This is a genomic window from Staphylococcus sp. GDX8P54P (assembly GCF_017893165.1).
GTDB lineage: Bacteria > Bacillota > Bacilli > Staphylococcales > Staphylococcaceae > Staphylococcus > Staphylococcus borealis.
Genome location: NZ_JAESMM010000005.1, coordinates 186732 through 199572 on the forward strand (window position 1 = coordinate 186732; position 12841 = coordinate 199572).

General features: G+C 32.6%; 14 protein-coding genes. 12 read left to right on the top strand and 2 right to left on the bottom strand.

Translation table 11 applies throughout. The features are described from left to right. Positions 1-290 precede the first annotated feature (290 nt). The 12 genes from KA909_RS01950 to KA909_RS02005 all read left to right on the top strand — a co-directional run bounded on the left by KA909_RS01950 (position 291) and on the right by KA909_RS02005 (position 10641). Entirely contained in the window at positions 291-644 is a 354-nt protein-coding gene (locus tag KA909_RS01950; RefSeq protein WP_151366276.1) for a pathogenicity island protein, read from the top strand. 109 nt (positions 645-753) lie between these two features. Beyond that, positions 754-1953, top strand: coding sequence for a phage portal protein (locus tag KA909_RS01955; RefSeq protein ID WP_348634704.1), 1200 nt, complete (start codon positions 754-756; stop codon positions 1951-1953). Next, positions 1940-2509, top strand: coding sequence for an HK97 family phage prohead protease (locus KA909_RS01960; protein WP_210129899.1), 570 nt, complete (start codon positions 1940-1942; stop codon positions 2507-2509). The genes KA909_RS01955 and KA909_RS01960 overlap by 14 nt, the downstream gene beginning before the upstream one ends. 1 nt (position 2510) lies before the next feature. Beyond that, complete coding sequence (locus tag KA909_RS01965; RefSeq protein WP_210129900.1) at positions 2511-3749, top strand: phage major capsid protein; 1239 nt, start codon at positions 2511-2513, stop codon at positions 3747-3749. A 65-nt stretch (positions 3750-3814) separates the two neighbouring features. Beyond that, positions 3815-4096, top strand: coding sequence for a head-tail connector protein (locus tag KA909_RS01970; protein ID WP_210129901.1), 282 nt, complete (start codon positions 3815-3817; stop codon positions 4094-4096). Next, a complete protein-coding gene (locus KA909_RS01975; RefSeq protein ID WP_210129902.1) occupies positions 4089-4379 on the top strand; it encodes an HNH endonuclease in 291 nt (96 codons plus the stop codon). Before KA909_RS01970 ends, KA909_RS01975 begins: the two co-directional genes overlap by 8 nt. Before the next feature lie 140 nt (positions 4380-4519). Next, positions 4520-4852 (top strand): hypothetical protein, encoded by a 333-nt coding sequence (locus tag KA909_RS01980; protein ID WP_210129903.1) that lies wholly within the window; start codon positions 4520-4522, stop codon positions 4850-4852. Continuing rightward, positions 4845-6488 carry a terminase large subunit gene (locus KA909_RS01985; RefSeq protein WP_210129904.1) on the top strand — a complete coding sequence of 548 codons (1644 nt, stop codon included), beginning with the start codon at positions 4845-4847 and terminating at the stop codon, positions 6486-6488. The genes KA909_RS01980 and KA909_RS01985 overlap by 8 nt, the downstream gene beginning before the upstream one ends. Positions 6489-6586: 98 nt before the next feature. Next, the gene (locus KA909_RS01990; protein ID WP_210129905.1) at positions 6587-6898 is read left to right on the top strand and encodes a phage head closure protein; all 312 of its coding nucleotides are present in this window, start codon (positions 6587-6589) and stop codon (positions 6896-6898) included. 381 nt (positions 6899-7279) lie between these two features. Further along, a complete protein-coding gene (locus tag KA909_RS01995; RefSeq protein WP_210129906.1) occupies positions 7280-7495 on the top strand; it encodes a hypothetical protein in 216 nt (71 codons plus the stop codon). A gap of 517 nt (positions 7496-8012) precedes the next feature. Beyond that, positions 8013-8927: an iron-hydroxamate ABC transporter substrate-binding protein gene (locus KA909_RS02000; protein ID WP_193839606.1), complete on the top strand. Its 915-nt coding sequence runs from the start codon at positions 8013-8015 to the stop codon at positions 8925-8927. A 706-nt stretch (positions 8928-9633) separates the two neighbouring features. After that, complete coding sequence (locus KA909_RS02005) at positions 9634-10641, top strand: hypothetical protein (RefSeq protein WP_142237148.1); 1008 nt, start codon at positions 9634-9636, stop codon at positions 10639-10641. Positions 10642-11632: 991 nt separating this feature from the next. On the opposite strand, the gene KA909_RS02010 is transcribed toward KA909_RS02005, so the two are convergent. Together KA909_RS02010 and KA909_RS02015 are read right to left on the bottom strand one after the other, a co-directional pair. Then, positions 11633-11809 carry a hypothetical protein gene (locus KA909_RS02010; protein WP_174841502.1) on the bottom strand — a complete coding sequence of 59 codons (177 nt, stop codon included), beginning with the start codon at positions 11807-11809 and terminating at the stop codon, positions 11633-11635. Between the two features lie 215 nt (positions 11810-12024). Beyond that, positions 12025-12765: a hypothetical protein gene (locus KA909_RS02015; protein WP_193839605.1), complete on the bottom strand. Its 741-nt coding sequence runs from the start codon at positions 12763-12765 to the stop codon at positions 12025-12027. Between the last annotated feature and the right edge of the window lie 76 nt (positions 12766-12841).

Sequence of the window (12841 nt, forward strand, 5' to 3'; positions counted from 1 at the left end):
GGAACTATTAAATGTTGTTATATCAATGGTTTTACTCATATAGTTCCATAAGTTCCATAAAAATATTTAAATACCTAATATTATTTTAATTTTATTAATCATACTTAGTTTAAGTATTAATTAAAATATATAGCTCTATTAATAAAAAAATGTGGAATTATGGAACTATACGGTTAAACACCTTGTGAGAGTAAGTCTGAACGAGTTCCATAATATTGAAAATTAAGGGGAATGTGCATGGAAATAGTTCCAACATTTAATAAAACATATGAAAGGCTGAGGTTAAAACTATGAACAAAAATAGAATGAAACAAATTATTTTAGAATATATAAAAAGGCACGACGGGACTTCATTCGTGGAGATTGAGGAACTATTTGATGAAAACCATTTTAATTATAGAGGTAATGGCGCATATAGCAGTGGTGAGCAGCAGAACGTCATATTTTGGATAGGTTGGAATAAACAAGCATTCAATATTATTGCTGAGCTCAAGAGAGACGGGCATATAGCCATGAACATATGTGAGCCGTTTGTATATTTAGTAGATGGTAAATCGCTCTCATTACCGATATTGCGTAAGCCGTCCGATGCAAAACGTGAGTGTTGGCTACCCGTTGTATTTTCAAAGACAAAAACAGCCTAAAACCCCTACCACAATTGGCTTCATAGAGCCTTTTGTGGTATAATTTAAGTAAATAATTAGTACCAGGTACTAAAATAGAGCGTGAACAATATAAAAAGTAGGTGACGATGTGCCGAAGTGGATTAATAAGATGCTTGGACTGGATAAGATAGAACAGACCACATCAAGACAGTTTGAAATGCTTTCAGGTAGCCTTCAATCGTTTTCGCAGTTTAACGGAGATGCGTATTCAAATGACATATTTCGGAGTGCAGTAGATGCAATTGCTCGACATATTGCGAAGTTATCAGGTAAGCATGTGAACGATACAAAAGACTTTAACAATTATAAAATTAACCGATTATTACAGAATAGACCTAACCCATATATGAGTGGTTATGATTTTCTTTATAAAATCGCAACACAATATTACTTATTCAATAATGCGTTTATTCTCATTCAAAAAGACAATAAGGGAAATCTTTCAGGTTTGTACCCACTGACACCAACAAGCGTTGAGTATGTGGTCGATGGTGCAGGCGAGATGTTTCTAAAGTGTTTATTTAAAGATGGTGAGATTGTTCATTTTAGATTGTCCGAGGTGGCTATATTACGCCGTCATTTTAATTCTAATGAATTATTAGGTGATGACAATTCAGCCATTATGAATACGCTAGACTTGGCTCATACACAAAACTTAGGTATGGAATCAGCGATTAAAAACTCAGCACAAATCAGAGGGATATTGAAATATAATCAAAAATTAGCAGATTCCAAACTTAAGGAAAAGAAAGATGCGTTTATGAATGATTATCTTTCTATGAGTAACAACGGGGGCGTTATTCCTTTAGATGCCATGCTTGAATACATTCCATTAAAAACGTCAGATGTTCAAATAGATACATCACAAATGGAAGTCGTTAAGAAAAAGATATACGACTATCTAGGTATCAATGAGGATATTGTGACGGGTAAATATGATGAAAATCTATGGCAAGCGTTTTATGAATCGACAATAGAACCTTTTGCGATACAACTTTCATCAGAACTCACAGATAAAATATTTACTGAACGTGAACAAGCCTTCAGTAATCGTATTATTTTTGAATCATCTAAATTACAGTATGCGAGTAATCAATCTAAATCAAATATGATAAAAGAATTGTTACCACTTGGCTTACTTACAATCAATGAAGCACGTGACTTAATGAACCTATCAAGCGTGGAAGATGGAGACGAACGCATACAAAGTCTTAACTATATAGAAAAGACGCTAGCAAAGAATTATCAGATGGGAGATAAGGAGGTCGGACAAGATGAAGGAAATTAGAAGCGCAGAAATCAAAACAGATCGTTCAGATGATGAACTTGTGCTAGAAGGTACACCGATAGTATTTAATAAACCAGCGCTCATTAATACACCTAATGGCTCATATAGCGAAGTCATTAAGCGTAATGCGTTAGACGGTGTAAATCTGAATGATACACGTCTATTAGTGTCACATGACCAAAACAGGTTACCTTTAGCAAAAGCGCCTAAGACTATGAAAGTGTGGACTAGCGATGTTGGTTTGCACATTCGGGCAACCTTACCTAATACCGAAGAAGCACGCTCTGTTTATACGGCAGTAAAACGGGGCGATATGACAGGCATGTCATTCGGTTTCACGTGTAGTAGTCAAGGCTTTGACTATGATGTGGAAACAAGAACAAGAACTATCAACAAGATAGATAAGGTATTAGAGTTTTCAGTCGTGAATTTTCCTGCTTATGCTGAAACGTCAGTAGAGGCTAGAAGTGAAATGCAAGAGGCGGAAATACGACAACAACAAATCAATCAAGCGAAAATTAACCTTAACAAATTATTTATAAAGGAGATTAACTAATATGTTTAATACAGTAAGTGAGGCATTTAATTATTATCGTAATTCTTCACTAGAAGAAATCGAAACACGAGCAAGAGAAATTAAAGGTCAAATTGATACAGACCCAGAAACAAATGTGACTAAATTAAATATAGAAATCGAAGGCTTAAACCAAGCTAAAGCAAATATTAAAGATAAGGAGAATCAACAAGTGGAACAAAATAATACAGAGCAACGTTCATACAATCCAATTACAGGGACACAATTACGAGGACAAAATGAAGTGCCAACAGAAAATATCTTTGGCTCAAATGAATATCGTTCAGCATTCTTTAAAACAATGTTAGGTAAAAACTTAACAGATATTGAACAACGTACATTCAATAGAGCAATGGAACAACAAGACATTGAACATCGTGCAGATGAATTCGCTTCATCAAGTAATTCAAGCGCAGTTATTCCAGAGCAAACTTTGAATGAAGTAATTAAGAAAGCACGCACACAAGGTGGCTTACTTGCAAACGTTCGTACGTTTAATATGCCTACTAAAATTCGTATTCCAATCGGTACGCCACAGGATCGTGCAGAATGGCATACAGAGGGCGCTTATGTAGAAGCAGATAAACCAATCACAGCATCAGTACAATTTGAAGCTAATGAAATCTTAAAAGTATTCTCTATCTCAGTTAAAGCTAAAACAATGAGCATTCAAGCGTTCGAGTCTTATCTAGTAGAAGAATTAACTAACTGTGTTGTTGAAGCGATCGAATATGCATTAATCAATGGTACAGGTAAAGGACAGGGCGAAGGTATCCTAACAGGCATCAAGTGGGACACTACAAACACAGTAGATGTAACAGGTAAGTACACAGACTTCACAAAAGCATTAGGTATGTTATCACGTGGCTATGCACAAAATGCGAAGTTTGCAATGAGTAACGCTACATTATATAACCAAGTGTACGGTGTGATGGATAACAATCAACGACCTATCTTTATCCAAGATGCGCAACATGAGAATGTTGGATATATCTTTGGTAAGCAAGTTATCATTGATGACAATATCGAAGACGGCACAATTATTTTAGGTGACTTCAACTATATAGGCTATAACTTGCCACAAGGTATTATGCTTGAATCATCACGTGAATCATCATTCCGCAGCGGCTTAATTGATTATAGAGCTATGGCAGTAGCAGATACTCGTGTATTAATGAGTGAAGCGTTTGTTAAGTTATCTACTACAACAGCGGAAGCATAACAATATAAACCAGTGAGGGCATCAGTGATTAGCTGGTGTCCTTTATTCATAAAGGAGTGAACGCTATGATTTTATCAATAGAAGATGCACGTAATGCTTTGAGAGTTGATGGAGATTTTAACGATGATATTATCATTCCATTAGTTGAGGCAATACCAAACTACTTATATATTACTACTGGTCGTGATTGGTTAGATGAACCAGTTCAGCCATTAGCACAAACAACAGCAAAGTTTATACTTCAGTTATGGTTTGACCCTCAAACACAAGATAGCGAACGATTAAAGCGTACAATTGATAGCTTACTAGGCGCATTACATGCATTAGGAAGTGAGCACGATGGCTAGGAGTGTACCACGAGCGTTTTATAAATCAGCTAAATGGCAAAAGTGCAAGAATAGTTACATGGCATCACAGAATTATATGTGTGAACGATGTGGAGATGTAGCGTCTATCTGTCATCACAAAGTGTATTTAAATTCAGAGAACTATACTAATCCTTACGTGTCATTGAACCATGATTTACTAGAATGTTTATGTCAGACGTGCCACAATCAAGAACACTTTGGCAGTCCAACAACAGGTGAAGGATTAAGATTTGATGAAAAAGGGAATTTAATAAAAATATAATATAATAATAAAATTAAATACACCCCCATGTTATTGATATGAAAGGATTTGAGGGGAACCGGTGCTGGGCTTAACTTTTCCTCTATCCGATATTTTAAAAGTTTAGGGGTGCCTAATAATTATTTTAAGGAGAATAAAATATGAATAAGATATATAAATCAATTAATTTAGAACAACTTAAAATGCAAATTGATAAAGATAATAATATTAATAAACCAGTTGCATATGATTTAATAGAAGAATTAAATTTCATGAAAGAAACAATGGAAGAATTGAAAAATACAGTACGCACACATGGTGCAACATACATCTTCACACAAGGTGAACAGTCTTATCTAAAAGAAAGCCCTGCTATGAAGTCATACAATACGACAGTTTCGAAGTATAACGCTACACTTAAGCAATTATTATCTCTATTGCCACAAGACACTGAAGAATCAGACGCATTCATGGACTTTGTGACTAATGGCTAACTATATTGAACAGTATTATAAAGCAATAGAGAATGGCGAAATTGTGACTTCTAAACGTGTTAAAAAACAATATCAGAAATTAGTTCAAGACATGGAACATCACGACAAGTATATCTTTGATGAAGATAAAGCCATGCGACCAATTCAATTTATTGAAAATTTCTGCCGTCATTCTAAAGGTGAACTTGCTGGCAAACCATTAGTATTAGACCTATTTCAAAAGGCTTATATTTCGGCGTTATTTGGCTTTGTGGATAGAGAAACAGGTTATAGACGCTATACTGAATCATTTTTCTTTGTTGGTCGTAAGAATGGTAAGACAACCATGTTAGCAGCGATTGCTTTATACATGATGATTGCAGACGGTGAAAGTGGCTCAGAGGTGTATTCTGTTGCATCGAAACGTGACCAAGCAAATATATTATTCGATCAAGCGCATGAAATGATTGTACAGAGCCCAGATTTAAACAGAAATATCCGTAAGCGTAAGTCTGATTTATACTTTGCACATAACTTTAGCAAGATGCAATCATTAGGCAAGAACTCCAATTCGTTAGATGGTTTGAATGCGCATTTAGTTGTGATTGATGAATTACATTCTATCCAAGATAGAAACCTTTATGAAGTAATGAAACAATCTCAGTCAGCACGTACACAGCCATTACTGATTATGATTACAACAGCTGGTACGCATAGGGGTACAATCTTTGATGATTTATATGAGTATGCTTGTAACGTAGTCGATGGTAATTTCACTGATGATAACTTTCTACCGATTATGTATGAGTTAGACCATAAGGCAGAATACAAGCTCCCTGATTGTTGGCAGAAAGCTAATCCTGCATTAGGTGTATCAAAAAAAGTTGAAGATATTGAGCGTAAAGTGGCACGAGCGCAAAATAATATGAATGACTTAACAGGTATCTTAACCAAAGATTTTAACATACGTGAAGTGACAAATAGCGCATGGCTAACATTCGATGCAATCAATAATGAAAATACATTCGATATTAAAGATTTTACAGGTTGGTATGCGATAGGTGGGGCAGACCTCTCTATCACAACAGACCTAAGTTGTGCCACGTTATTATTTATTGACCCTGAAACTGAAATGAGATACGTTCATCAGATGTATTGGTTGCCTGAAGATAATTTATATAAACGTGTGCATGAGGACAAAATACCGTATGACAAATGGCACGAGCAAGGCCTATTACGCTTATGCAGTGGCAATACGATTGATTATAGCGATATTACGGACTGGTTTATTGAGATGATGAATGACTATGACATATCGCCACTGTGGATATATTACGATAACTATTCGGCAAGATATTGGGTAGATGAAATGGAAGCGTACGGCTTTCACATGGTACGAACACCACAGGGGGCTAAAACGTTAAGTTTACCAATGCAAAATATGGGCGCTGACTTAGAGAAGCATAAAATTAATTATAATAATAATCCAATATTGAAGTGGTGTTTGAGTAACACAGGTTGTGAAACTGACAGAAACGGTAACATTGTGCCAATTAAGAACCAGTCGCCTAAACGTCGTATTGATGGTGTAGCGTCGTTACTAGATGCCTATGTAGGTTTATTTGATAACTATGAGCAATTTTTAAGAGCGATGTAATGTGACGACATCGTCATATTTAAATTCTGATACGTACCACAATTTGTTTGAAATACCTAATTACTCGCATGCGAGTAATTTAAGAAGGAGGATAAACAATGGCATATCATTTTAATAATAAGATTGAAATTTTAGAAGAACAGGAAAATGATAGTCCTGAGGCGTTTGGCTCATTTAAAGTTGTAATTGCTACACCTTGGGCAGATGTTAAAACAATGAAAGGGAATGAGTTTCAACAATGGAGACTTACAGCAAATAAAGAAAATGTCCGTTTCATTATCAGATACAGAAAAGGAATTAATCCACGTCAGTATGTTAGATATAATGGAAAAGATTATAATATAGTATCAGTCACTAATGATAATGGAATAAATCAAACGCTAACGATCTTTGCAGAAGTTAGTGATTAAAGCCTTATTATATAAATAGGGCTTTTTTTAGACGCTGAGAGAAACTCTGTGTTGCAGTGAGAAAATGTTTTATGTATAAGTGTATTAAAAAAACGCCACAAATAAATGTGACGTTTCCGTAACCCAATTGTAAGATTCTGAGAACAACTTAAATTTAAAGATTCATATTAATGACCATAAAGTCAATTAAAGAAAACTATCAAGATGAAAAACGTTTGGAGTATTCAACTGAAACCAGTCGAATACAACAGATGTATCAATTTAATAGATTATTGATACACTTATATTATAACATAAAATTATAACAAAAGGTAAATAAGATAACTTTTATTTATAGTTTGAACAGTATATAATTACATATGTATATAAGGAGGTTTTATGATGAATTGCTTTATCCAATTAAAAGATGATAAATATATAGAAATTAAAGAATTAACAGAAATTAAATATTCATATGTACGTGCAGAAAAAGTGACAAGTATCACTGGAGATAATCTTGATAGATTAAAAATTTCTGATGATGCAAATTATATTTTTGTCGGTAAAACACACGTAGTAGTCAGAGGCTCAGATATATTATATATACAATTTATGTAGTGACATAATCTTAAATGATTGCCACAAATTTTTCTTGTTTTTGCAATTTTAACATTTTACACTCAATGTCTAAGGCAATCAAAACATTGATATAACAACATTCATAAAGAATTTTAAATTCATTAATAATGCTATTTATCAACTCCCGCCGTCTCCATTATATAGCCTATAACCCTTGTGGTTGTAGGCTTTTTATTATAGAGCCGAGTAAAAAAGCGAATGATCCTTTTCTAGGCAGGTACTTCGGTACTTGCCTATTTTTTATTTTAATTATAAAATGCTCAAACTAAACTACCTATTAATCAGGAATGTGCTTATTTTAATGGCAAAACAGTTTTTGTACATTGATATAAAAATATGATCGTACACGTTGCAGACAGTGAATACAAATTTACGTATTACATTCATATCATCGAGAGGGTTACATACAAATATTGACTATTATTTTTAAAAATCTATAATTGAAAATGAATATCAATTGAAAATGAATATAAATTAAAAATTAAAGGATGATATTATGAAAAGATTATTTGGAATTTTATTATGTAGTTTATTTATTTTGACTGCGTGTTCAGCATCTGTCGATAAAACAAGTAGCTCGATAAAGACTAGAGACTATAAAATTGAAAATGGTAAAACACTGAAAGTACCAGAGAAACCTAAAAGAGTTGCTGTTTTAACCGGATTTTATGTCGGTGATTTTATAAAGTTAGGAATCAAACCAATTGCTGTTTCAGATATAACTAAAGATTCTTCAATTTTAAAACCTTATTTAAAAGGGGTTGATTATATTGGAGAAAATGATGTTGAAAAAGTTGCTAAAGCAAAACCAGATTTAATAGTTGTAGATGCTATGGATAAAAATATTAAAAAATATCAAAAAATAGCGCCAACAGTCCCATATACATACAATAAATACAATCATAAAGAAATATTAAAAGAAATAGGCAAGTTGACTAATAATGAGGATAAAGCCAAAAAATGGATTGAAGAGTGGGAAGATAAAACTAGAAAAGATAAAAAAGAAATTCAAAGTAAAGTTGGTCAAGCAACAGCATCTGTGTTTGAACCAGATGAAAAGCAAATATACATATATAACTCTACATGGGGTCGTGGTTTGGATATTGTTCATGATGCATTCGGTATGCCAATGACAAAGCAATATAAAGATAAATTACAAGAAGATAAAAAAGGTTATGCTTCCATTTCAAAAGAAAATATTAGTAAATATGCTGGTGATTATATATTTTTAAGTAAACCTTCGTACGCAAAATTTGATTTTGAAAAAACACATACATGGCAGAATATTGAAGCTGTAAAAAAAGGACATGTAATTTCATATAAAGCAGAAGATTATTGGTTCACAGATCCCATTACATTAGAACATTTGAGAAGTAAATTAAAAAAAGAAATTTTAAATAAATCTCACTAGAAATAAGTTATAAAAATTTCTTATGTATTAATAACAATATTTTTAAGGAGTGATTAAATGAAACAACCGGATTAACATTTTACACTAAATTTGATAAGCAATATAATCATTGTTATGACAACATTAATATATGTTTTTACATTAACAAATAAAAGCTTTAATGAACTCCCGCCGTCTCCACTATGTAGGGAGTGGGACAGAATTCTTTTAAATTCGTCGTCCACTCCCAGCTTTCTTTGCTTGTAGAATTTTTTAGTGAAATTCTCTTTGTTGGGGCCCCGCCCGCAAGGATGACTAGAACTGAGAAAAGCTTGAATTAAGCGCCTTCTCAGTTCAGTCAGCTACTGCGAATTTGCAAAATAGCTGCATTATATTATTTATGTCCCGGACTCTTTTTGTTTTGTATTTAAACGTTTCTAGGTTAGAATATATAAATGTTGTATTTATTATATAAAATTATTATAATATAATTAAGTCAACGACCATGCGTGGACTTTAAAAAACAAAATCATGTACAGTAGTAGCCGTCTGCTATGAGACTAGGCATTATAATTGAATATCATAGTGTTGATAAAGAGATATGATTAATGAGTGATTAGTCATATCTCTTTTTTACATATGCAAATATACAAATCAAACCATCACACTAATGTGTAATGAACTAAAGTTAACCCTTATAAGTAGAAGAGGTGGTTATTTGAGATATGTGAATAACGAGAAACATAGACATGCTTTAATCAGTCAATTAACTGAGAACCAAAGAGAAATACTGTTTAAGTATTATAAATACAGAAAAAAGAATATATTAATCAATGATATGTATCGCTATTCAGAAGAGTGGGAACTTATCGACTTTAAAGTAAATGAAAATTACCGAACGAGTTGTAATGATACGCCGTTATATTGTGAATGTGGAAAAGAATTAAAGTATCAATATATACTTCGATCAAAGTCAAAAGACACAATTATGAAACTTGGGATTGAACATTTTAAAGAACATAGTGGCATTCCAAATCGTATTGCGTATCAGGTTAGAAAGAATATATTTTTGTTAGATGATTGGTTGGATGATGTACTCTTAAATCATGAGAAATTAATGAATGATTCAGAGTATCATTGTAAAGTGATAAACATGTATAAAGAGTGGACTACAATCTCTGAGTTAGATGTGAAAGAATTTAATGCGAATTCATCAAAGCCTATTACAAGTAAGAATATTGAATTAATTAATGATTTTAAAAAGTATAGTATGGCTTTGCCCACTAACATCGAACAGAAAGTCTTTGCTTTGATTGATTATTTTCATAGAAAGAAATATCTTGCGTATATAGAAGAACTAGAACGAGAAAGACGTATTCAAAGAGAAAAAGAACAGGAAGCATTGAGAAAAGAGCGAGAGTTAAAACGACAGCAATTATTAAAAGAGGCTGAAGCACGTAATAGTCAAAAAAGAAAAATTATGGCAAAAGAAAAGGCAGATAAGATGTTAATTGCTGAATGTAGAGTAAAAATAACAAAGTTATTAGAAGTGCAAAATGTGATTGATATCACTACAATTTATAATGAATGTAAAATAGAGATAGACGAATTATTAAAATCGCATGTTAATACAAAGATTGTAAATGATATCGTAAATTCTATTAATAGATACACGATGTATACTGTGAAGTTCCAAAACAATAAGCTATTTAAAGCGTGGACTAAGCGTTTTTGATAAGCAACATAGTCATATCCAAAATATATTGAATGAGCGCAACTAAATTATATTATATTTATTAGTATTGAAATATTTAATAAAAATGTTATAATATAAATGTCAACGACAATGCGTGGACGTTATAAACCGAAATACATTGCATAGCTAAGAATAAGTTTTAAATAACTTAGGAAAGAGAGTAAGTAGGACTTGTTCTCTTTTTAGTCAACGGTCGTGCGTGGACTTTAAAACAAGTACATTGATTATCGGATTTGAAATGCAAATTTCAATAAATGTAGACGAAGCGTTAGAACGAAAGGTTCTAACGCTTTTTAAAGATTCTTCAACATAAATAATATGATAATGCTATTTGGAAAATTTGCAGTAGCTGACTGAATTGATAAGATACTTAAATTAAGCTTTTCTCAGTAAAGTCGGTCCTCAGCAAAGAGAATTTCATAAAGAAATTCTACAAGCAAAGCAAGCTGTGGTTCGGGGCCCCAGCAACGAGAATTTCGAAAAGAAATGCCACGAGTAGAGAAAGCTGTGGTTCGGGGCCCCAGCAAAGAGAATTTCGAAAAGAAATTCCACGAGTAGAGAAAGCTGGGGTTCGGGGCCCCAGCAACGAGAATTTCATAAAGAAATTCTACAAGCAAAGCAAGCTGGGGTTAAAAAGGATTTAAAATTTTGCACCACGCTTCAATGATGTTACATCCAATTTCGATGTGGTATATATAGTAAGCAGACTAAAGTCAGCATGATGAACTAAGACAACTCGTTAGTAAAGGAGCTGTTGAAATATGGAATTATTAACGAAAGCGATTAGTTTTATGATGTCATCTCTTTCTACATGGCTAGGAAGTAAAGATTTATTAAAAGATGTCGGAAAATTATTTGATAAAGATCACAATTGAAAGTAAGTCAACGTATCGTTTTAGGCATATGTAAAAACAAAAAAACTAGCATTTACTGTTTCAATAAATGAAACACGTAAATGCTAGTTTTGCTATTAGTTATCGTTAATTTTTTTACCATCTGTACGATCTGATTCGCCTTTGTCTTTATGCGCGTTAGGATTGTCTTTTTTGTCAGAACTTTTCTTAACATTGTCTACTGGGTCATCATTATTACCGCATGCCCCTAATAATAAAAAACTTGAAAGCAGTACAAAAGCTACTTTTTTCATATGTGTCACCCTTTGTTTAATTATATTTAATATCTAATTGATATAAATAATATTAATATAAGTATGTCACACTTTTCTAAAAATTCAACAGTTAATAATAATTTATAAATTCAATTAAATCGAATAAATGAGATAAGCTACGTCATTGTTATCTCATTCACTGAGTGACAAGGCTAGTTACAGTGAATATAGAAAACACACTATTTCACTATTAATTAATTTGTACTATTAACTGTCTCATTAGTATTACTTTCTGCTGATGTATCATTACTTCTAAACTGTCCATTTGCACTATCTACAGAATAACTTTGGACCTGATTATCATCTGCTTGATTTTCAGCATTTGACTGGTCTTCAGCACTTGAGTTGTTGTCTGTAGTAGCATTCTCGTTTGAACTGTTGTGATCGCCATTATTAGAGTTGTTATTTATATTTCTGCCATTTTGATTATAAGATTGGTTTGAGTTGTTTGATTGATTTGAATTTTGATTATTGACTGCATTGTTTTGTGTAGTTCCTTGTTGTGTAGAAGGTGTTTCATTAGTTGATTGTTCAGCGGTTGGTTGTTCTTGTTGTGTGTCTTGCTGTTCTTGAGTATTTGTTTCATTATTAGCTGATGTTTCTTCAGAGCGATTTTGTTCTTCTTGAGTAACATTACTATCATCTTTATCGTTGTTATTATCTTTTTTGTCTTTGCTTTGTTTATCCTTATCTTTATCTTTTTCTTTAGACGATTTATCCTCTTTAGATTGTGTTGCGTGATTTTCAGATGGATTGTTACTTTCAATCATTTTATGAATGCCTAAAGCAAGCATGCTAAGTAAAATAATCGTAATAGCCATTGCGAAATATTTTAAATAGTTTTTATTTTTAAAAACTGCCACAATAGCGAATAAAATTAAAATAATCGCTATGATTAATAATACCGTGCCTGTATAGAACAACAGTTTCTCCATAGGCTACCTCCATTTAATTTACATTATTAATTGTATTGTACTACACATATTATTAAATACATATTACCTTGTAATT